22 protein-coding genes are annotated in these 20,168 nt (G+C 45.3%); 7 read left to right on the top strand and 15 right to left on the bottom strand.

All coding sequences use genetic code 11. The annotated features are described in order from the left end of the window. Nucleotides 1-31: 31 nt before the first annotated feature. From NI468_RS11000 to ubiG, 10 genes are all read right to left on the bottom strand, one after another. On the bottom strand, nucleotides 32-1,027 hold the full coding sequence (locus tag NI468_RS11000) for an aliphatic sulfonate ABC transporter substrate-binding protein (protein WP_253101852.1): 996 nt from the start codon (nucleotides 1,025-1,027) through the stop codon (nucleotides 32-34). Nucleotides 1,028-1,051: 24 nt separating this feature from the next. Then, a complete protein-coding gene (locus NI468_RS10995; RefSeq protein ID WP_253101848.1) occupies nucleotides 1,052-2,008 on the bottom strand; it encodes a sulfonate ABC transporter substrate-binding protein in 957 nt (318 codons plus the stop codon). Between the two features lie 333 nt (nucleotides 2,009-2,341). Then, the gene (argA, locus tag NI468_RS10990) at nucleotides 2,342-3,685 is read right to left on the bottom strand and encodes an amino-acid N-acetyltransferase (RefSeq protein ID WP_253101844.1); all 1,344 of its coding nucleotides are present in this window, start codon (nucleotides 3,683-3,685) and stop codon (nucleotides 2,342-2,344) included. A gap of 132 nt (nucleotides 3,686-3,817) precedes the next feature. Continuing rightward, entirely contained in the window at nucleotides 3,818-4,204 is a 387-nt protein-coding gene (locus NI468_RS10985) for an RcnB family protein (RefSeq protein ID WP_005094900.1), read from the bottom strand. Between the two features lie 243 nt (nucleotides 4,205-4,447). Further along, the gene (locus tag NI468_RS10980) at nucleotides 4,448-4,834 is read right to left on the bottom strand and encodes an RcnB family protein (protein ID WP_253101841.1); all 387 of its coding nucleotides are present in this window, start codon (nucleotides 4,832-4,834) and stop codon (nucleotides 4,448-4,450) included. A gap of 315 nt (nucleotides 4,835-5,149) precedes the next feature. Next, nucleotides 5,150-5,305, bottom strand: a complete 156-nt coding sequence (locus tag NI468_RS10975; RefSeq protein WP_004281231.1) for a hypothetical protein — start codon at nucleotides 5,303-5,305, stop codon at nucleotides 5,150-5,152. Nucleotides 5,306-5,489: 184 nt separating this feature from the next. Next, nucleotides 5,490-5,909, bottom strand: coding sequence for a hypothetical protein (locus NI468_RS10970; RefSeq protein WP_004281232.1), 420 nt, complete (start codon nucleotides 5,907-5,909; stop codon nucleotides 5,490-5,492). 156 nt (nucleotides 5,910-6,065) lie between these two features. Next, nucleotides 6,066-6,812, bottom strand: a complete 747-nt coding sequence (locus NI468_RS10965) for a YciK family oxidoreductase (RefSeq protein WP_005094903.1) — start codon at nucleotides 6,810-6,812, stop codon at nucleotides 6,066-6,068. Nucleotides 6,813-6,851: 39 nt separating this feature from the next. After that, entirely contained in the window at nucleotides 6,852-7,541 is a 690-nt protein-coding gene (locus NI468_RS10960) for an HAD family hydrolase (RefSeq protein WP_004281234.1), read from the bottom strand. After that, nucleotides 7,538-8,266: a bifunctional 2-polyprenyl-6-hydroxyphenol methylase/3-demethylubiquinol 3-O-methyltransferase UbiG gene (ubiG, locus tag NI468_RS10955; protein ID WP_004729050.1), complete on the bottom strand. Its 729-nt coding sequence runs from the start codon at nucleotides 8,264-8,266 to the stop codon at nucleotides 7,538-7,540. The genes NI468_RS10960 and ubiG overlap by 4 nt, the downstream gene beginning before the upstream one ends. A 227-nt stretch (nucleotides 8,267-8,493) precedes the next feature. Between ubiG and NI468_RS10950 the strand changes: the two genes are divergently transcribed. Next, a complete protein-coding gene (locus tag NI468_RS10950; protein WP_004281236.1) occupies nucleotides 8,494-9,108 on the top strand; it encodes a thiol:disulfide interchange protein DsbA/DsbL in 615 nt (204 codons plus the stop codon). Nucleotides 9,109-9,162: 54 nt separating this feature from the next. Here NI468_RS10950 and NI468_RS10945 read toward each other — a convergent pair whose 3' ends face one another. Next, entirely contained in the window at nucleotides 9,163-9,864 is a 702-nt protein-coding gene (locus NI468_RS10945) for a TetR family transcriptional regulator (RefSeq protein WP_253101839.1), read from the bottom strand. Nucleotides 9,865-10,074: 210 nt separating this feature from the next. Here NI468_RS10945 and rph point away from each other — a divergent pair, with 210 nt between their 5' ends. Continuing rightward, nucleotides 10,075-10,791 (top strand): ribonuclease PH, encoded by a 717-nt coding sequence (gene rph / locus NI468_RS10940; protein ID WP_004281238.1) that lies wholly within the window; start codon nucleotides 10,075-10,077, stop codon nucleotides 10,789-10,791. A 182-nt stretch (nucleotides 10,792-10,973) separates the two neighbouring features. Continuing rightward, entirely contained in the window at nucleotides 10,974-11,171 is a 198-nt protein-coding gene (locus NI468_RS10935) for a hypothetical protein (RefSeq protein ID WP_004281239.1), read from the top strand. Between the two features lie 100 nt (nucleotides 11,172-11,271). Here the strand turns inward: NI468_RS10935 and nadC are convergent, their stop codons facing one another. Further along, entirely contained in the window at nucleotides 11,272-12,117 is an 846-nt protein-coding gene (gene nadC, locus NI468_RS10930) for a carboxylating nicotinate-nucleotide diphosphorylase (protein WP_253101836.1), read from the bottom strand. A 182-nt stretch (nucleotides 12,118-12,299) separates the two neighbouring features. On the opposite strand from nadC, the gene ampD reads away from it, so the two are divergent. Further along, nucleotides 12,300-12,890, top strand: coding sequence for a 1,6-anhydro-N-acetylmuramyl-L-alanine amidase AmpD (gene ampD, locus NI468_RS10925; protein ID WP_004281241.1), 591 nt, complete (start codon nucleotides 12,300-12,302; stop codon nucleotides 12,888-12,890). A 60-nt stretch (nucleotides 12,891-12,950) separates the two neighbouring features. Next, nucleotides 12,951-14,501 carry a murein biosynthesis integral membrane protein MurJ gene (murJ, locus tag NI468_RS10920; RefSeq protein ID WP_253101833.1) on the top strand — a complete coding sequence of 517 codons (1,551 nt, stop codon included), beginning with the start codon at nucleotides 12,951-12,953 and terminating at the stop codon, nucleotides 14,499-14,501. Nucleotides 14,502-14,624: 123 nt separating this feature from the next. On the opposite strand, the gene NI468_RS10915 is transcribed toward murJ, so the two are convergent. Next, a complete protein-coding gene (locus tag NI468_RS10915; RefSeq protein ID WP_004647174.1) occupies nucleotides 14,625-14,783 on the bottom strand; it encodes a DUF1328 domain-containing protein in 159 nt (52 codons plus the stop codon). Between the two features lie 192 nt (nucleotides 14,784-14,975). On the opposite strand from NI468_RS10915, the gene NI468_RS10910 reads away from it, so the two are divergent. Beyond that, nucleotides 14,976-15,428, top strand: coding sequence for a YcgN family cysteine cluster protein (locus NI468_RS10910; protein ID WP_247144270.1), 453 nt, complete (start codon nucleotides 14,976-14,978; stop codon nucleotides 15,426-15,428). Between the two features lie 19 nt (nucleotides 15,429-15,447). Here NI468_RS10910 and NI468_RS10905 read toward each other — a convergent pair whose 3' ends face one another. Continuing rightward, a complete protein-coding gene (locus NI468_RS10905) occupies nucleotides 15,448-17,586 on the bottom strand; it encodes a putative bifunctional diguanylate cyclase/phosphodiesterase (protein ID WP_253101830.1) in 2,139 nt (712 codons plus the stop codon). Nucleotides 17,587-17,849: 263 nt separating this feature from the next. On the opposite strand from NI468_RS10905, the gene NI468_RS10900 reads away from it, so the two are divergent. Continuing rightward, nucleotides 17,850-19,124 (top strand): replication-associated recombination protein A, encoded by a 1,275-nt coding sequence (locus NI468_RS10900; RefSeq protein WP_253101827.1) that lies wholly within the window; start codon nucleotides 17,850-17,852, stop codon nucleotides 19,122-19,124. Between the two features lie 303 nt (nucleotides 19,125-19,427). Here the strand turns inward: NI468_RS10900 and purC are convergent, their stop codons facing one another. Beyond that, on the bottom strand, nucleotides 19,428-20,147 hold the full coding sequence (purC, locus tag NI468_RS10895; RefSeq protein ID WP_005245619.1) for a phosphoribosylaminoimidazolesuccinocarboxamide synthase: 720 nt from the start codon (nucleotides 20,145-20,147) through the stop codon (nucleotides 19,428-19,430). Nucleotides 20,148-20,168: the final 21 nt, after the last annotated feature.

Below are 20,168 nucleotides of genomic sequence, written 5' to 3'. Positions count from 1 at the left end.
ATTCCTTAAATTAAATCATCTTGTTTGTTCATCAATGTGTGGCTGCTGGCGACCAGATCTGTTGCTGGACGCTGATGGTTTTGGGAATCAGTTGAACCTGCTGGAAGAGATCGGCAATATTCTGTTGGGCTTTGATCACTTCCGTCGTTAATGGTTGTACCGGCGAAGGTTTAAGACGACGCTCAAATGCAATCTTTGCCACTTCTGGTTTCAGACCGGTACTTTTCTGATAAATATCTAGAGCTACAGCCTGGTTTTTAAGAATCCACTGGTCAGATGCATTTAAGGCCTGGATAAACTTCCCGGGGCTATCCGGATGCTTCTGAATAAATTCGGGATTGCCGATATAAAAGGAGTAGGTTTGCGGAAAGTCACTGGATTCAATCAGCACCTTAACCTTGCTGTCGAACTCGGCTGCACCCAGGAAGGGATCCCAGATTGCCCAGGCATCAATGGCTTTTTTGTCAAAAGCAGCACGTGCATCCGCAGGGGGAAGCCAAATGGCTTGAATCTCTGACCAGCTTAAGCCGGCTTTTTCCAGGGTTTTGGCCAGAAGTTCATGGGCACTTGAACCTTTTTGAACCGCGATCCGTTTTCCTTTCAACTGTTGAATGTTTTGAATCGCACTGTCTTTCGGCACGACCACGGCCAAAGAATTTCCCGCCACTTTTTCAAAGGCCACGTAGCTCAGGGCTTTGTCTGCCGCCTGTGCAAAAATAGGCGGAGTATTTCCCACATAGCCATAATCCACTGCACCGACCGCTAAGGCTTCCAGCATTTGTGGACCTGCCGGAAACTCTTTCCATTCAATTTTGGCATTCGGGAATTGTTGTTCTAATAGCTTTTCATCGCGTGCCACCAGCAGATTCAAGGCTGATTTCTGAAAGCCAATCGCAATGGTTTTTACCGGTTGTGTTGCTTTGGTGTCTGCAGCAGTCTTTTGCTGTGCTTCCTGTTTCTGACAGCCAGTCAGACTAAAGCTCAATAACGCTAAACTGATATAAGAAACTGTTTTTAAATGACTCATCTTTATTCTCGAATTATTCTGCTGTTATTTAATAATTGCTGCATCAATATTCAGCTTTTGTGGAATCAGCTGCTGCGCATAAAACGCATCGGCGACCTGTTGCTGTTTTTGAATCACGTCAGTCGTGAGGGGTTTAACACCGAAGCCCATGCGTGAAATAGAGGTTTTTAAGACATCGACGGCTAGACCTGTCGGTTTTTGCAGGAGCTGAGCGGCAGCGTCCTGATTTTTTGCGACCCAGTCCGTGGTCAGGTTTAGTTCATTGACAACCGCCTGTACCACCTGAGGATGGCTTTCTGCGAACTTGCGATCTGCCAGATAGAATTGGTGGTTGCTCACCACATTTTCACCGCTGGCAATGACACGCGCACCAATCTGATGTTCAGCAGCTGCAAAGAACGGATCCCAGATGACCCAAGCATCGACTGCACCACGTTCAAATGCAGCACGTGCATCGGAAGGTGGTAAATAGATCACTTCGATATCATCAAGGCCAAGCTGGTTGGCTTCCAGAACTTTTAATAGTAAGTAATGCACGTTTGAACCTTTGTTCAGGGCTACCCGTTTGCCTTTCAGATCTTGAATAGACTGAATCGGCGAATCTTTCGGTACAATTAAGGCTTCTGCCTTAGGCGCTTGCGGCTGATTGGCTACATAGACCAGATTTGAGTTGGCCGCCTGGGCAAAAATTGGCGGTGCTTCACCGGCTTCACCAAAAGAGACGCTGCCAACATTCAGGCCCTCAAGCAGTTGTGGGCCGGCCGGAAATTCTACCCATTTCACATTGACCCCTTGCTGTTTTAAGCTGGTTTCCAGCGTGCCGCGTTCTTTTAAAATAGGTAATATGCCGTATTTTTGGAAACCGATATTCAGGGTAATGGTCTCTTCTTTTTTCGAGCAGCCTGAAAGCATCATGACACCAGCCATCGCGGTACCAAGTACTGCAGTCTTTGTTAAAAACTGAACATGAGATTGGCGCATGAATCAAAACTCCCGAAAGTGAAAAGCTAGTGAATGAAAACTTAGACACACGCTAATCGTTTTTGTTTTTCTAAAAAAATAACTATTCAGGAATTTCTAATGAAGAAAAAAGATAAATAAAAAAGCGCAAAACTTATGCGAAAAAGTGATTTATATAAAAATGAAAATTTAATATTTAAATTAATCAAACTTATGAAATTTATAGTTATTTTTTTAAATCTAATCTATTGATATGTTTAGCTAAAAACGAGTAATAGAATTTTAAAATTTAAAGCGAGATTGCCAGATATCTTTATCTAAAATTAAGCTAAAGCACTGAAAGAAAAAGCCACTTTAAAGTGACTTTTTGCAAACAATTGAATTACGTTGATAATTGTAAAATGCCTGACGGGCATCCGGCAGGTCATCGACTGAAGCCGGTTCAAAGCCTTGTTCCAGAAACCAGTGCGCGGTGCGGGTAGTTAAAATAAACAGTTGCTGAATCTGCATGCTTTTGGCTTTTTCTTCTAGATAATGCAGGATCTGGCTACCCCGATTAGACTTGCGATAACTGGGATGTACCGCAACACAGGCAATTTCTGCAGAACGCAATTCATCCCCTGTCATCGGAATCGGGTAGAGGGCGGCACAGGCCAGAATCATGCCGTCCCGTTCGATTACGGCAAACTGGTTGATTTCATTTTCCAGGCGTTCACGCGAACGATAGACCAGAATGCCTTCTTCTTCCAGTGGACGCAGCAAACCGATCAGGCCGCCAACATCCTGAATATCGGCCATCCGCACTTCTTCATAATGCGCGTCGGTGACCAGAGTTCCGGAACCATCCCGGGTGAACAGCTCTTCCAGCAGGGCACCATCATAGGCATAAGAAATCAGATGCACCCGATGTACGCCGTTCATTGAGGCTTCCTGTGCGGCTTTCAATTGTAGTCCTCTTTCAAGCGCATCTTGTTCGACCGGAATAAAATCATCCAGTTGTTGCGGTGTCACTTCGCGTTTGAGTTGGCCGTTACTGTCCATCAGACCATGCTGCTTACCGAGAAAAATCAGTTTATCTGCCTTAAGGCGAATCGCAGTTTTGGTAGCAACTTCTTCAGCCAGCAGATTAAAAACTTCTCCGGTAGTGGAATAACCGGTCGGGCCAAGCACCACAATATTATGACTGTCCAGATGGCGCTGAATCGCATCGGTATCAACCGCGCGCACTTCACCGGTCAACTGAAAATCGATACCATCGCGGATGCCATACGGCTTGGCGGTGACAAAATTCCCTGAAACGGTATCAATCCGGGCGCCATACATCGGCGAATTGGCCAGTCCCATAGACAGCAGTGCTTCAATTTGTAGGCGGATCGAACCGACGGCATTCATCACGCAGCTTAAAGATTCACGTGTGGTGACCCGACGCTGCTGGTAAAAAGGCGTCGTAATCTGGCTTTGAGCCAGATTCTGGTTAATTTGCGGACGTGCACCATGTACCAGAATCAGCCGAATGCCCAAAGAATGTAATAAAGCAATATCGTGAATAATATGCTGAAAGTTATCATTTAAGACGGCTTCGCCATCAAACATGATTACAAAGGTTTTATTGCGGTGCGCATTGATATAAGGCGCAGAATGGCGAAACCAGTGCACATATTGCAAAGTTGTGCTTTGTGACGTTTCTGCTGAAGTCATGCTGTACCCATTTCAATGATTGAAGATCCAGCTTTGATTCTAATGAAAAAAAATGCAAGTGGAAGTGCAGATATAAAAAAACACCTGAAGGGGACTTCAGGTGTCTGCAAGACGAGCAGTAATGGAGAAAGCTTAGTTAATGATTCGTACAATTTTGTTGGTACGCTCATTGACCAGAACGTAGTCATTGTTGACCTTGTACCATTGCTGGAAACGACCGGTATTTGGTAAACGGCGTGCTTCGCGATCACTGACTTCAAAACGGTTGTTGTCATATTGACGTGGTAGAGTTTGGCCTACGCGCCAGTCACGGCTTGGGTTGACCATACGGTTGTTATGACGGCGGTCATCATTCCAGCGACGGTCGTCATTCCATTTCTTGCTATCTTTGGCATTCCAGTGTGGCGCCGGTTTATGCGGATTATGATCATAACGCGAGTCATGCTGTGGTGCTGCCATTGCAGAAGTAGCTAACAAAGCACTTATAGATAACGCGATTGTAGTTAAGACTTTTTTCATGGCTCTCACCTTAAAATGTATATCTAATTTCGATGAGACTAAATTAGCGAACAAGTACATAGAAAGCGTGAGGGCTATTTAGTTAAATTGTTAAATTCATGAAGAAATTTAGTAGATGAATCACGTAGTCTCAAAACTGGAAAAGCAGCGAGATTTGCGAATAAAAAATTTTCAGCCAGTGAAATAAAAAAGCCCAAACATCGTTGGGCCTTAAAGAAGATTAAATTTGAATGCACTTATGAACTAGTCACCCACGATCCGGATAATACTGTTGTTTTCAGAATCCACCAGAATATAGTCATTATTGACTTTGTACCATTGCTGCTTGCGGTCAGGTCGAGGCAGGCGATGGTCTTTATATTCAACTTTATAGCCATTGCCACGATAATGCTGCGGCATCACATAACCCGGCTGCCAGCGTAACTGTTGCAGGCGTTTCACCCCGCGTTCTTCACGCATACGGCGGTTATCCTGCTGATCTTCCTCTCGGAACTCACGGGCTTTCTTCTTGTCATGACCATGACGTGAATCGATACGGGATTCATCATTGAAATGAGGGGCAGCGATGACGACATTGCTCAGCATGAATGTACTGCAAGAAATTGCCAGTGCCACCAAAACCTTTTTCATGTTGAACCCTCATTAAATTGTTCATCTTCTACAGCACCTAATGTACGGAAAAATTGCAGAGAAACTGTGAAGAACAGGCACAATTTTTATAACAAATGCAGAGATATTATGATGATGTCATATTTTTACATGACTATATGCGACGGCATCACTTCTATAAAGTAGCCTACCGAGCCATGTCCTTATCTCATCAAAGCAAGGGCCAACATGCAAGCGAAAATCGATGATTTAGCTCAAAAAAACAGCATTGAGTCAGCGAGAAAAAAGTTCATGATTTAATGAAACGACAAAGAATTTTGCCGGTTTAGTTTGAGATTAATTCCATTGCTCTGCCAAACCTTGTAAGGACTGAATCGCGTCAGCCACGGATTCAGCTTGTAGGGCGTCATCGAGTGCCACAATCAATGCTTCAGATAACTGCAACTGTTCAATCCGGTGAATTGTTTCAATTTTACGTTTTTGGTCAGCCATGCTGCGCTCCTGATTTGATCTATCTGTGATTCAAGAAAGCATAGTCCAATCAGTTTAATTTGGAAAACCGTATAATTTTATATATTTAATATGTAAATCCGATTTATTGTTATTTTTTGCAGGATTTTAAGAAAAAAAGGGCACTTTATCGAAAAGTGCCCAAGATTATTCAATGACCCGACTTTTAATAAGCGTAGTTCAGGTCAGTATAATCGTTGAGTGATTTCTGCACATGCGCCTGAATAAAGGCACGTACATCCTCGGCCGTCATGGCTTTGCCCTGATTGCTGATGACATGTTCGATTTCTGGCTGACCTTCAATTTTAATGCGATAAACAAAATGCTTGGCCAGACGATAACTGTCGTCTAATTTTTCAATGCCAGTCACATAATAATAGGCATGTTCAAAATTCAGATCCTGATGTGAAAATACAAATTGCTCGAACAATTTGAGTTTCTGAGCATTTTCGAGTGCTTTGATGTCATCCACGATACTGGCTTCAAACTTGGTGCCGTATTTCTCTGAAATAGGCTGTTGATCAATCAGCAGCGACACCATGCCATCGTCTAAATGGGTCACCGTAATATTGTTTAATTCAGTCATGATGCACTCGAGTGAAATATAGTGGGGCTTAGTATGCTGTTATTTTAATGAAACTCAATGCGAGCGGGGTGAACTTACTTAAGATTTATGCGCTGAATATGACTAAAAATGAAATAAAAAGGGAGCGATTGCTCCCTGAATGACAGACAGAATAATTTAATCCTGTGCATCAATACTCTGGCCATTCATATGCAGGCTGTCATTACCCATCAAATATAGATAAGCCGGCATGATTGAATCGGGGGTAGGCAGGGTTTTCGGATCTTCATTCGGATAGGCCTTGGCGCGCATGGCAGTCCGCGTTGCCCCGGGATTGATGCAGTTATAACGGATATTCGGATGTACCTGCTCTTTGGCAAATAACTGGCTTACCGCTTCAATAGCAATTTTAGAAACCGAATACGCACCCCAGCGTTCGCGGGCTTCGCGGCCTACACCTGAGCTGGCAAAAACCACAGAAGCATGTTCGGATTTGGATAATAACGGTAACAGCGCTTGGGTCATGACAAAGGGTGCACGCAGATTGACTGCCATCACATCATCCCAGACGTTGACCGGATAATCCGCCAAGGGAACCCGTTCGCCTAAAATGCCGGCATTGTGCAGAATGCCGTCCAGACGACCAAACTGACGGTCTAGTGTATCGAGCAAAAGCTCATAATCACGTTCTGACGCACTCGATAGTTGTAGCGGCAAGATGGCAGGTTGCGGCGCACCCAAACTTTCAATTTCATCATAGATGACTTCCAGTTTATTCAGGGTACGTCCATGCAGCACCACGGTTGCACCATGCAAGGCATAACTGATTGCTGCCGCACGTCCAATGCCATCGCCCGCACCTGTGATCAGGATAATACGATCCTTGAGCAGATCGGGGCGAGGTTGATATGCTGAATATTTCATTATCTACCTCCTCACTTCTTATTATTTAGTGTTAAGCGTTCAAGATACCGCAGTATGCTGCTTCAGTACTAGTGTCTGAATCAATTGATGTAATTCTGTCACAGTATGCACGATATGGTCGGCCTGCCAGGCGTTTAAATCGTCTTTGTATTGCAACGGCAAATAACCATAAGCAGCCAGAATGGTCAGCATCTGGGCATGACGGCCGGCATCAATATCTCGGGGATGATCTCCGACATAGATACAGTCTTCCGCGGCAAGATTCAGTTGCTTGGCTGCCAGATACATCGGTTCAGGATCGGGTTTGGTCCGAGTGACATCTTCCGGACATACCAGCACTGCGCAGCGTTCACTCAGGTTCAGCGCTTGCAGTAAAGCCTCGCTGAGCCAGCGCGGTTTATTGGTCACAATCCCCCAAGGAATGTCATTTTCCTCTAGCTGTTCAAGTAATGGATACATGCCATCAAACAGATCGGTATCGACCGCAATATCTGCGCCGTACATGTCCAGAAAGCGCTGACGGTGTTGCAGAAAGACCGGATCTTCTAGTTGCAGTTCCGGATAAACCAGTTTCACCATAGCGCGAGCGCCTTCGGAGACCTGGGTACGAATCAGCTCGGGTGCAACCAGTGGGCGGCCTTCTTCACGGCACATCTGCTGGATAATTCGGATAAAATCGGCAGCGGTATCAATCAGGGTTCCATCTAGGTCAAATAAAACGGCTTTCATGCTGTGGTCTCTGCTGCGCTATCTTTCACGGTATAAACCATGTAGTTCACATCAACATTCGGTGCCAGCCAATAACGCTTGGTCAGCGGATTATAGTGCAGACCGGTCATGTCTTTGAGCTTTAAACCAGCGTTACGAATATCATGTGCCAGTTCAGACGGCTTGATAAATTTGCTGTAATCATGGGTGCCTTTGGCCAGCATGCGCAAGACATATTCTGCCCCGATAATCGCAAATAAATAGGACTTTGGATTACGGTTAATGGTCGAGAAGAATACATGACCACCTGGCTTGACCAGCTTGTGACAGGCCTGAATAATCGATGCCGGATCTGGCACATGCTCTAGCATTTCCATGCAGGTCACGATGTCATATTGGCCAGCCTGTTCCTCTGCCAGTTGCTCAACCGGCACCTGACGATATTCAATATTGTTCACACCTTCCTGTTCGGCATGGATGCGTGCCACATTTAAAGGGGCTGCGCCCATATCAATCCCGAGTACATCGGCACCGCGTCGCGCCATGCTTTCGGCCAGAATACCGCCACCACAGCCGACATCCAGCACTTTTTTGCCGCTCAGGCCTCCGGCATGTTCATCAATCCAGTTTAAACGCAGTGGATTAATCATGTGCAAGGGGCGGAACTCGGAATGCTGATCCCACCATATAGCTGCAAATGCTTCAAACTTGGCAATTTCTTGTGGATCAACATTCAATTGCGACATCGGTGTCACCTCAATCAGTCATGATTAGCTAAAAATATATATGTGCCGAATGGCCAGAGAAACTGATTTAAAACCTTGAAAATCAGTTCGATGGTTTAGTGTAGCGATTCTGGCAGAAAAAGCGATAAAAGCAGCAAAAAAGTTCACAGAATGAAAACGAAACCGGCATAATTGATTTATAGTGAACACATAAACTAAGCATAATGATTTAGAGGACGATAATCCGAATGAAAAAATTCCTTTTAGGCGCTGTTGCCGCATCTGTTTTGGCCTTTTCAGGCAATGCTATGGCCAATTTTGTGGCAGGTCAGGACTATCAGGTGGTTGCAAAACCAGTCAAAGTCGAAAAACCGGGCAGAATTGAGGTACGTGAATTCTTCTGGTACGGCTGTGGTCACTGTTTCGCGCTTGAACCACATATGCAGGGCTGGTTGAAAAAATTACCAAAAGATGTACGTTTTGTACGTACGCCGGCTGCAATGAATCCACTCTGGGAGCAGGCAGCGCGTGCTTATTATGTGTCTGAAGCATTGGGTGTGCGTCAAAAAGCACATTTACAATTATTCCATGATATTCATGACAAGCAACGTCCAATTTTAGAACAGGCGCAATTGGCCAAGTTCTATACCCGCTATGGTATTCCTGAAGCGAAATTTAACAGCACTTATAAATCTTTCCCGATCACTTCGAAAATTGCCCAAGCCAAAAATCTGGCTGCTCAGTATCAGTTAAGTGGTGTTCCGGCAGTGACCGTGAATGGTAAATATATTGTGCAGGGTAATGATGCCAAAGTCATTCAGGTGGTGAATTACTTGATCGAAAAAGAGCGTAAAGCCAAATAAGTCTGAACTGACGATCAGTAAAAAAAACCTGCATCATGATGCAGGTTTTTTTATTTAGGCAGGGGGAATGACCGCTTCATTGAGCACAGGGCCTGCTGTTTCGACTGTTTCGGCAGGTCGCCGGTACCAGTGCAAAATGCCATGCAGCAACAGTTGCATCTGCAATATGCTTTGGGTTTTAAAGGCAGTGGATTGTGTGCGGCGCAGCTCTGGATCAGCTTGATGCTGCAGATGAATCCAGCCCATGGCCCAGTTCAGGGACAGTTCAATCAGCATCTGTGCCAGAGCCTGCAAGTCCTGTGGCGCCTGAATATGTCGGGTCGATTGCATCTTGGCCAGTTCATGCATCACATCTTCAGCCAGAAAACGAATTTCCCGTTCAATACCGGCACGGAGCACGTCCGAACCACCCCAACGCTCTGCAACAAAAAAAATCCAGGGTTCAGGATGATATTCGACCGCCTGAAAAAACAGTTCAAGTCCGGTGTAGGTTCGGGTATTTGGCTGATACAGATAAGCCTGTCCCAGTTGATTGAGTACTCCTTTGATGTGAATCGCAACCTGATCCAGCAACTCCAGACCGAGCTGGTTCATATCCTGAAAATGCCGATAAAATGCCGTCGGTACCAGTCCAACTGCATTCGTAACTTCACGCAGGCTGATCGTGCTGAAAGCACGGCCCTGACTGCTGAATGCCAGAGTGACATCGAGTAACGCCTGATGACTTTGCTGCTTGCGATCTTCACGTAAGGACATAAATGGGTTTCCTATCACCGGCTTCCCTCAAGGGGAGTTTTAGTCTAGCAAAAATTAAATCAAATCGTAGTGCTACAGATCGGCAGAATTTTGACATCTCGTAGCGAGCTGATGCATTGATTTTGTAAATGAATCACCAGGCTGCCTAATCTTGGCAAAGGCTTCTGCTATACTGAGCCGCAATTATTTTGAACCCATACAGGACTTATTATGCGTATCGACCAGCGAGCATTAGATCAATTACGTGAAGTGAAAATTACCCGTAACTATACACGTTATGCGGAAGGCTCTGTATTGGTTGAATTTGGTCATACCAAAGTACTCTGTACTGCCAGTGTGGATAGCTCTGTACCGCGTTTCCTCAAAGGTCAGGGCCAAGGCTGGGTGACTGCTGAATATGGCATGTTGCCACGTTCAACTCATACCCGTAGTGACCGTGAAGCGGCACGTGGCAAACAGAGTGGCCGTACTCAGGAAATTCAGCGTCTGATTGGTCGTAGCTTGCGCTCAATGGTCGATCTGAAAAAGCTGGGTGAAAATACCATTACTATCGACTGTGACGTAATTCAGGCTGATGGCGGCACCCGTACTGCAGCGATTACTGGTGCTGCGGTGGCTTTGGTCGATGCCATGAACGTCTTGCTGGAAAGAAAGAAAATCAAACATGATCCATTAAAAGGTTTGGTGGCTGCGGTTTCTGTGGGTATTTTCAAAGATGAAGTATTACTGGATCTTTGCTATGAAGAAGATTCAAACTGTCAAACCGATTTGAACGTGGTGATGACTCAGGCCGGTGAATTTATTGAAATTCAAGGCACTGCAGAAGATAAGCCATTTACCCGTGCACAATCGAATGCCATGCTGGAAATGGCCGAGAAAGGCATTCAGGAATTGGTGAAAAAACAGCAAGAAGCTTTAGGTTGGTAATCTATTCCATGCTGAAAAACGCATCTCTGGATGCGTTTTTTTATGCCTGAAATTTCACTCTGCACCTGTATTCAAAAACTACATTACAAAACTTCCTGACAAAAAGTCGACATGAATCGGCTATATCTGAACCGGTTTTGCATCGATATTGGATCAGATGAGAACACAATGAGGAATGCGACATGAAACAGTGGCTTTGTGCAATTTCATTGCTGGGCGTGTTTGGATTAACTGCCTGTGACTGGGGCAATAATCGTGAAGATGACGAGCGTTCAGTGTTAAATCAGGATCGTGATGAGGATAACGGAAGATATAACGACCGTGATGGTGACGATGATGACCGCGATCGCCGAGGTAATCGGGATGACGATGATGATTAAGGTCTAAAATAGAAAATTGAGCAAAATATACGCAAAAAAAATTTCTAAAAATAAAAAAAGGGTGCTTCGCACCCTCTACGGTCATCTATCCCATCTAGGCTTAAGCATTGAAACGCATCGACAGATCAATGGCTTTGAGATCTTTGGTCAGCACGCCCATGGAAATATAATCTACTCCGGTACTCGCGACTTCACGTAAATTATCAATGGTGATATTACCTGAGGCTTCCAGTTTGCAGCGACCGGCCACATGTTGCACCGCGTCGATCATCTGCTGCTGACTGAAATTATCCAGCATCACAATATCAGCATGGGCTTCGAGTGCCTGATTCAGCTCATCCCAGGTTTCGACTTCAACTTCGACAGGCTTACCCGGTGCAATTTGATGGGCCTTGGCAATCGCCTGCGCAATGCCACCCGCTGCCATAATATGATTTTCTTTAATCAAGAAGGCATCAAACAGGCCCAAACGGTGATTCTGGCCACCGCCAATGGCCACGGCATATTTTTGTGCGATACGCAGACCCGGAAGCGTTTTACGAGTATCTAATAATTTGGTGTTTAAACCTTGCAGCTCTTTGACATAGTGGGCGGTTTTAGTCGCAACCGCAGACAGCGTCTGGACAAAGTTTAGCGCAGGGCGCTCCACGGTGAGTAAGCTACGTGCAGATCCGGCCAGTTTTAAAAATGCTTGATTGGCTTGAACATGATCGCCATCATTTTTCAGCCAGATCACTTCAATACTTGGATCATAGGCCTGAATCAAGGCATTTACCCAAGGCTGGCCGGCCAAAACCATGTCTTCACGGCTAATGATAGTGGCAGTGGCCTGTTCATCTTCAGGAGTCAGCAGGGCGGTAATATCGCCTCCACCGATATCTTCTGAAAGTGCTTGTTGAATATTGATCTGAATGGACTGGTCTAGCAAAGCTTGAGATATGCGCATGAGTATTTCCGTATCTTTTTTAAGCCGTGAAAATTGCGCCTTATCTTAGCACCGTTACATAAAAGATGAGCGATTTTTCATCCAGTTTGCTGGGATGAATTGAGATTTCTCCTTGAAAGTTTTAGCATGAAGCCGGCTGCAATGCTGATCTTGCAGATTTTATTTTTGGGGAGAACGGTTTTATGCAACAGGCAGCTGAGTTTCAGGTCAAGGACGGGCAACTAATCGGTGCACGTCAAATCCCGTCTCCCAATTTTAATCAGCGGCCAGAACAGACCGAGATTCAATTGCTGGTGATTCACAATATCAGCCTGCCACCTTCACAGTTTGGCGGTGGTTATATTGAACAGTTTTTTCAGAACCAGCTGGATTGGTCAGTACATCCCTATTTTCAAACCATTGAAGGGATGCAGGTGTCGACCCATCTGCTAATTTTAAGAACGGGAGAAGTACTGCAATTTGTTAATTTCAATGACCGTGCCTGGCATGCCGGCCGCTCGACCTATTTGGGCAAAAAAGAATGTAATGATTATTCGATCGGGATCGAGCTGGAAGGCAGTGACGATTTGCCTTTTGCAACCGCACAGTATGAAGCCCTGGTCAAAGTGGCTGCCTGTTTGCAAGATTATTATCCTAAAATTCAGCAGCATATTGCCGGACATTCGGATATTGCACCGGGCCGCAAGACCGATCCGGGACCATATTTTAACTGGGCTGATTTTCGTACACAGCTACAGCATTATAAAAACACCTCAAGCTCGCTTGAGCGATGAAATTAAGCAATGAACTTCTGATAAAAGTTTCATTACAATAGCCACAAATTTATACATTAGGTGAATAGGATGGCGCTTTGGCGTTCGACCGTCATTGTCAGTGCGATGACCATGTTGTCACGCGTACTGGGATTGGTTCGAGATATTGTTTTACTGAATGTCTTTGGTGCTGGTAAAGACTTCGATACCTTCGTAGTCGCATTTCGTATTCCAAACTTTTTCAGGCGTTTATTTGCCGAAGGCGCATTTTCACAGGCGTTTATTCCGGTACTGACCGAATATAAGACCAGTCGCACGCATATCGAAGTCCAGATATTGATTAGCCGGGTGTTTGGCTGTCTGGCGACGGTGATGACCACGCTGACCATGGTCGCGATCATTGCTGCGCCATTGATTATGTATATCTATGCGCCAGGTTTCCATAGCGATCCTGAAAAGTTCGCTCTGGCGACTGACATGTTCCGCCTGACCATTCCTTATTTGCTGTTCATGTCACTGACGGCTTTTGCCAGCAGTATTCTGAACAGTTATGGCTCTTTCAGTACCCCGGCATTTGCACCGGTCTTGCTGAATGTGGCGATGATTGCTGGGGCGCTCTGGCTTACGCCTTATATGGCCGAGCCCATTATGGCACTGGGCTGGGCTGTGATCATTGCCGGCATTTTACAGCTGGCGATCCAGATTCCTGAATTGTGGCGTAAAAACCTGCTGATTCCACCGAAAATTGACTTCAAGCACGAAGGCGTTGATCGCATCATGAAGTTGATGCTACCGGCATTATTTGGTGTATCTGTCACGCAAATTAATCTATTGTTAAATACCATTTGGGCTTCATTCATGCAGGATGGTTCGGTATCCTGGCTGTATAGTGCCGAGCGTATGACCGAATTGCCGCTGGGTCTGATCGGTGTTGCAATTGGTACCGTGATTTTGCCGTCGTTATCGGCACGGCATACCGAGCAAAATCCGGAAAAATTCCGTGGCATGATGGACTGGGCAGCCAAAGTTATTGTGATGGCAGGCCTACCCGCCAGTGTTGCACTGTTTATGCTGTCGACCCCGATTATTCAAGCCCTGTTTGAACGTGGCCAGTTCACCTTTGAAGATACTCAAATGACGGCTTTGGCGCTGCAATGTATGAGCGGTGGTGTGATTGCCTTTATGCTGATTAAAGTCTTTGCTCCCGGTTTTTATGCAAAGCAGGATACCAGAACCCCGGTGCGTGTCGGTTTGATGGCTGTGGCGGCCAATGCGATTCTGAACGTGATTTTTATCGGTTTCTTCAAGCTGATTGACTGGGAAGCAGAGCATATGGCGCTTGCACTGGCATCGACGGGTTCAGCGATGGTCAATGCCGGTTTGCTTTATTATTATCTGCATAAGCGTGATATTTTCCGTTTTGGTTCGCACTGGAAAAAAATCTTCCTGCAATTCATGTTTGCCAATGTGGTGATGATTGCGGCTCTGGCCTATGCTCTGAGCTGGTATAACGCAGATGTATCGCAATGGATGCGTGTCTTAGAAGTATTGATCTTATGTGTTGTCGGTGTGGTGGCGTATGTTGCAGCCTTGCTAGTGGCAGGTTTTAGACCACGTCATTTAAAACCTTAAGTTCATATTGAAAGAAGTATTTTTGATCAAAACAGAGCATTAAAATACCCATAAAAAAACAAGAGCCAGAAGGCTCTTGTTTTTTGAAAGCTAACACTTGCTTTGAAAAGGTCTAGCGTAAATCTAGACCTTGCCGCGCGAAAGAAAACCAACGATCGCAAGAATCACCGCAATTACCAACAAGATAATTGCAAAATCCTTAGACAAGCCTGCGACGCCACCGAAACCAAGTAGACTCGCAATTAATGCAATAACAGCAAAAATAATAGCCCAGCGAAACATATATATTCTCCATGTGTTTTTATTTTCAAATTTAGTATAGAAATAAACGATTCCAGCGACTGTTAGTGTTTTGTTGATGAACTGTCTATGATTTAACAATAGTTTACGTGATAGTAATAAGAATTTGAGGCGGTAGGTCTGCAGGGTTCTGGCTGCTATAATAAGCTGATTTTTGAATGTGCCGACCTGATCATGAGCGATACTTTACGTCCCGAATTCTGGAAAAACTATTCACTTGCTGAACTGACGCAAGTCGAGTGGGAGGCCTTGTGTGATGGTTGCGGATTATGTTGTCTGATTAAACTGGAAGATGAAGATACTCAGGAAGTCGCATATACCAAAGTGGCCTGCAAATTACTGGATTGTAGCACTGCGCGTTGTTCCAATTATCCGGATCGCCTGCAATATGTGCCGGACTGTATTCAGCTCACGCCAGAGAAGCTGGAAACGATTCACTGGTTGCCTTCGAGTTGTGCCTATCGTCGGGTAGAGCAGGGTAAAAGCCTGCCATCTTGGCATTATCTGATTAGCGGTTCACGGGAAAGTGTGATTCAGGCACGCAAGTCGGCAGCAGGGCGCTGCCTGAGTGAAAGTGACATTCATGAAGATGACATCGAAGACTATATTGTACGCTGGGTGCGTTAAATCTGCCTGCGTGATTCGTTTATTGATCTGCCGGATGGAGTAGGGCCTGGGCCAAAGCACCGGCCATCGGGCGATAGAAATAGAATCCTTGTCCTATCCGACAGTCACAATGGATCAGGGTATCCAGCTGTTCTGTATTCTCAATCCCTTCCACCAGAACATCCAGTGCAATACTGGAGCCAATCTGAGTAATGGCTTTGACAATAGCCAGGGCAGATGGGTCACTGTTCATGCGCTCTACAAAGTTTCGGTCAATCTTGATGCAATCGACCGGATAGTCCTGCAAGCGGGTCAGCGAAGAATGTCCGGTGCCGAAATCATCCAGTGAGATCTGGATTCCGGCCTGTTTCAGCAGGTTCAGGGCACGGACCACATAATTGGCGCCATGTTCGGACAGGCTCTGTTCGGTAATTTCCAGTTCAACTTTGTGGGCCGGAATATCGAAATTGGACAGGCGTGCCAACAGTTTTTCGGCATAGTCATCGCGCAGGAATTCAACTGGTGCAGCATTGATTGAAATCGGTAACAGATCCAGACCTTGTGCCTGCCAGCGGCTCATATCTGCAAAGACTTTTAGCTGCATGGTCTCACTGATGCGTGAGGCCAGCTCATAGTCCTGAAAGGCACCAAAAATTTCGGAAGGTAACTGAATGTTCTGATTCTGATCTTGCCAGCGTAATAGCGCTTCAAAACCGATCACTGCACCATCAGAAAGACGGACCTTAGGCTGGTAATAGGGAATGATCTGATCGGCGAGAATAATCTTGCGTGCCAGAGTCAGCTGCTTGGTCATATTTTCCAATGACCCGCACATTTCCTGATTAAACATGCGGATGCCACCACGACCACTATTTTTCAGGTCATTTAAGGCGATATCGGCACACTTCAGCAGATTCGAGGTATTTAAGGCATCACGTGGATAGATGGCACAGCCTATACTCATGGCACTGCTGATGCTATTGCCGACATAATTGATGGGCTGATCCAGCTGGGCATAGGCCATTTGCGCCGTTGCCAGCAGCTGTTCTTCACTTTCCAAATTTTTGACCAGTACGGCAAATTCATCGCCACCCAAACGGGCGATGATGGTATTTGGCCCGAAGCAGGTCTGGAAACGTTTGCCCAAGACATGTAACAGATGATCGCCGGCAATATGGCCCAAGGTGTCATTAATATGCCGGAAATAGTCCAGATCAATCAGCAGTAAACCTGCCATGGTCTGCTGTTGTTTGGCCTTTAACAGCACCTGCTTAAAGGTTTTATAGAAGGTACTGCGATTATACAGGCCAGTCAGTTCATCACGTTTAATTACTTCTTTTAACCGCGTTTCTGCAATTTTTTGCTGACTGATATTGCGTGATACACAGAGGATATTTTGGGTAATATTCTGCTGATCCAGAATCGGGGTCAGCAGATGATCCCAATACTGGATCGGTTGATCTTTAATCTGAACTTTGCTGGAGAAACGGCTGTTTAAGCCTTGGGCTGCCTGTTTCAGAGCACGTTGCCCGGATTTTCGGGCTTCAGGGGTTAAGCGATTTAACCAGCACAATGAACGGTCTTGATTTTGTCCTGCGGTCTCACTTACTTGTGCCAGACAGCCAGACTGGTTGCTATGTCGAATCTCGCCTTCAGGGCTGATAATGTTAATGCAGTCTGCGCTGGCATCCAGCATGTTTTCCTGGGTTGAAACAATCTGAGAAAGTTGCTGCTGGATTTCAAAATAATCATGCACATCGGTCAGGGAAACGGCCCATTGCAGCAAATGTTCAGGTTCATGATGAAATTTTACGGCTAGGGTACACATGCGATAATGGCTATCACTGCGTTTAATCCGGCACTGGGTTTCAAAATTCTGATGCTGATCCAGCGCAGCATGCCACTGCGCTAAAAATAGCTGCAAGTCCTCGGCATGGATAAAACTCTGCCATTGTGGATGACCCTGTTCATTCAGGTTCACGCCAAGATAATCAGTCAAGGCATCGTTAAAATATTGCAGATGTTTTTTGTTGCTGACCCACAAGGGTTGCGGTAAGGCATCGATCAGATTTTTTAATAAAACCGATTCAGACAAGTGAACGTGGGGTGCAATCAGTGATGATGACGTCAGTGGCTTAGACCGACTCACAGCTCCATGTTCAAATTTATCATGCTTCATGCATTCACCACTACAACCCCAAAGTGCCCAAGGGGCGAGATAAGTTTCTTTTAATTAGAATAAACAATATGAAAATTACACTGTAATTAATTCACAATTAATCATGTTCAAATTATTCGCTTTTATAGAGATTAATTCATTCAGAATTAAAAAAATAGAGGATATCTCCATAAATTAATTTTTTATGCTTGATGTTTGCATTCTTGGAATCAAAACTGCTGGTGTTAGAATGAGATCAGAATTTAGTTTGAGCCAATAATAACATGTCAGATAGTCATATCCCGCTTCCAGAACGCTTACGGCCACGCGACCTTACACAGATTATCGGGCAGGAACATTTGCTGGGTGAGCAGGCGCCCTTACGCCAGATGATTGATCAGGGGCATCTACCTTCGATCATTTTCTGGGGACCTCCCGGAGTCGGAAAAACCACCATTGCCTTACTGCTGGCTCAAGCGGTAGACCGGCCTTTTATCAGCCTGTCTGCACTGAATACCGGCGTGAAAGAGCTGCGTGAAATCATTGCAGAAGGTGGCGATTTGCTGACGCCAGTGGTGTTTATTGACGAAATTCATCGCTTTAATAAATCCCAGCAGGATGCTTTATTAAATGCGGTCGAGAAAGGGAAAATTACCTTAATTGGTGCTACCACGGAAAACCCGTCTTTTGAAGTGAATAGTGCCTTATTGTCACGTTGTCAGGTATATAGCCTGAATGCATTGAATGCTGAATCGATTCAGACTCTGCTGACGCAAGCCTTGCAAAATGACTCTTTCTTGCAGGAAAGACATATCCTGATTGAAGAATTTGATGCCCTGATCCAGTTCGCAGCAGGAGATGCCCGCAAGGCACTGAATTTACTGGATCTGATTGCCAGTACCTTTGAAGCGGATATGGAAAATATCATCACCAATGCGGTGGTGGTCAAAGTCGCACAGCAGAATATTGCCCGTTATGACAAGTCCGGTGAACAGCACTATGATCTGGTCTCGGCCTTTATTAAATCAATTCGTGGCAGTGATCCGGATGCAGCCTTGTACTGGATGGCTCGCATGCTCAAAGGCGGCGAAGATCCGGTGTTTATTGCACGGCGCATGTTGATTGCCGCATCCGAAGATATCGGCAACTCGAATCCAAATGCCTTGCTATTGGCTGGTGAGTGTTTCCGTTCGGTACAGGCGGTAGGCATGCCGGAATGTCGGATTATTTTGGGACAATGTGCGGTTTATCTGGCGACCAGTGCCAAAAGTAACAGTACCTATCTGGCGATTAACAAGGCGATGGAACTCGCAGACAAAACTTCAAATCTGCCAGTGCCTTTGCACTTAAGGAATGCACCGACCAAACTGATGAAAGAGCAGGGCTATGGCGTGGATTATCTGTATCCGCATAACTATCCTGAGCATTTTGTGCTACAAGAATATATGCCGCCAGAACTGAAAGATACCAAACTGTATGAATCAGCACGTAATAAACGTGAAGTTGAAGGGGAGCGTTTACAGCAACGCCGTTGGCAACAGCAACAACAGCAGCAATAAAGCTGGGTATCTCAACCGATTGAACAAAGAAAAAAAAGCCCAATTCAAGGCGAATTGGGCTGAAAGTAGGATGTTTTTTTGAGGGAGATAACATCCTAGAGGGTAGAGGAGAAATCTGGTCGGCAAATATGGAGTGAAGTGCATCGACTCACTGATTTGCCTGGTATGAGATAATATTAATGCATGTGGTTTTTGATGTAAAAACGATCATTTTAATAATAAAAATTTATTTTTCCGATTAAAAGCCGAAAATAAAAAACCGAGCTAAAAAGCTCGGTTTTTTCGAATCTGCGCATTTACAGATTAGATGTTGTCCAGGTCGATACCTAAACGGCCAGCCACTTCTTCATAGGCTTCAACCACGCCGCCTAAACCTTGACGGAAACGGTCTTTATCCAGTTTTTTCTTGGTGTCTTTGTCCCATAGACGGCAACCGTCTGGAGAGAATTCATCACCCAGTACGATACGGTCGTGGAACACGCCGAATTCAAGTTTAAAATCGACCAGAATCATGTTACCTGCGTCAAACAATGCTTTAAGCACGTCATTCACTTGGTAAGTCAATTCTTTCATTTTCGCCAATTGTTCAGCAGTCGCCCAACCTAAAGCAATGGCTTGTGACTCATTGACCATTGGATCGCCAAGCGCATCATCTTTAAAGAACAATTCAAATGTTGGAGGAGTCAGTTCCTTGCCTTCTTCCACACCCAGGCGGCGGCATAAAGAACCTGCTGCATAGTTACGGATCACACATTCAACCGGGATCATATCCAGTTTTTTCACCAGCACTTCATTTGGAGTCAGCAGCTTTTCAAAGTGGGTCTCAATTCCCGCTTCTGCCAGTTTTTCCATGATGAAGGCGTTAAAACGGTTGTTCACCTTGCCTTTACGATCTAGTTGCTCAATTTTTTCGCCATTGAATGCTGAGGCATCATCGCGAAAGACTAAAATCAGATGGTCTGAACTGTCTGTGGTGTAGACAGATTTCGCTTTACCAGTATAGAGCAAGGTTTGTTTTAACATGAGGGAACCTTTTACAAAAAA

Origin of the sequence: Acinetobacter lwoffii (genome assembly GCF_024129355.1) — a bacterium.
In the GTDB taxonomy this organism is placed as follows: domain Bacteria; phylum Pseudomonadota; class Gammaproteobacteria; order Pseudomonadales; family Moraxellaceae; genus Acinetobacter; species Acinetobacter lwoffii_I.
This window is presented reverse-complemented; position numbering and strand designations above follow the sequence as displayed.

Coding starts and splice junctions, on each gene's coding strand:
- NI468_RS11000 (WP_253101852.1), bottom strand. CDS start 1,027: ATGAGTCATTTAAAAACAGTTTCTTATATCAGTTTAGCGTTATTGAGC.
- NI468_RS10995 (WP_253101848.1), bottom strand. CDS start 2,008: ATGCGCCAATCTCATGTTCAGTTTTTAACAAAGACTGCAGTACTTGGT.
- argA (WP_253101844.1), bottom strand. CDS start 3,685: ATGACTTCAGCAGAAACGTCACAAAGCACAACTTTGCAATATGTGCAC.
- NI468_RS10985 (WP_005094900.1), bottom strand. CDS start 4,204: ATGAAAAAAGTCTTAACTACAATCGCGTTATCTATAAGTGCTTTGTTA.
- NI468_RS10980 (WP_253101841.1), bottom strand. CDS start 4,834: ATGAAAAAGGTTTTGGTGGCACTGGCAATTTCTTGCAGTACATTCATG.
- NI468_RS10975 (WP_004281231.1), bottom strand. CDS start 5,305: ATGGCTGACCAAAAACGTAAAATTGAAACAATTCACCGGATTGAACAG.
- NI468_RS10970 (WP_004281232.1), bottom strand. CDS start 5,909: ATGACTGAATTAAACAATATTACGGTGACCCATTTAGACGATGGCATG.
- NI468_RS10965 (WP_005094903.1), bottom strand. CDS start 6,812: ATGAAATATTCAGCATATCAACCTCGCCCCGATCTGCTCAAGGATCGT.
- NI468_RS10960 (WP_004281234.1), bottom strand. CDS start 7,541: ATGAAAGCCGTTTTATTTGACCTAGATGGAACCCTGATTGATACCGCT.
- ubiG (WP_004729050.1), bottom strand. CDS start 8,266: ATGTCGCAATTGAATGTTGATCCACAAGAAATTGCCAAGTTTGAAGCA.
- NI468_RS10950 (WP_004281236.1), top strand. CDS start 8,494: ATGAAAAAATTCCTTTTAGGCGCTGTTGCCGCATCTGTTTTGGCCTTT.
- NI468_RS10945 (WP_253101839.1), bottom strand. CDS start 9,864: ATGTCCTTACGTGAAGATCGCAAGCAGCAAAGTCATCAGGCGTTACTC.
- rph (WP_004281238.1), top strand. CDS start 10,075: ATGCGTATCGACCAGCGAGCATTAGATCAATTACGTGAAGTGAAAATT.
- NI468_RS10935 (WP_004281239.1), top strand. CDS start 10,974: ATGAAACAGTGGCTTTGTGCAATTTCATTGCTGGGCGTGTTTGGATTA.
- nadC (WP_253101836.1), bottom strand. CDS start 12,117: ATGCGCATATCTCAAGCTTTGCTAGACCAGTCCATTCAGATCAATATT.
- ampD (WP_004281241.1), top strand. CDS start 12,300: ATGCAACAGGCAGCTGAGTTTCAGGTCAAGGACGGGCAACTAATCGGT.
- NI468_RS10915 (WP_004647174.1), bottom strand. CDS start 14,783: ATGTTTCGCTGGGCTATTATTTTTGCTGTTATTGCATTAATTGCGAGT.
- NI468_RS10910 (WP_247144270.1), top strand. CDS start 14,976: ATGAGCGATACTTTACGTCCCGAATTCTGGAAAAACTATTCACTTGCT.
- NI468_RS10905 (WP_253101830.1), bottom strand. CDS start 17,586: ATGAAGCATGATAAATTTGAACATGGAGCTGTGAGTCGGTCTAAGCCA.
- NI468_RS10900 (WP_253101827.1), top strand. CDS start 17,850: ATGTCAGATAGTCATATCCCGCTTCCAGAACGCTTACGGCCACGCGAC.
- purC (WP_005245619.1), bottom strand. CDS start 20,147: ATGTTAAAACAAACCTTGCTCTATACTGGTAAAGCGAAATCTGTCTAC.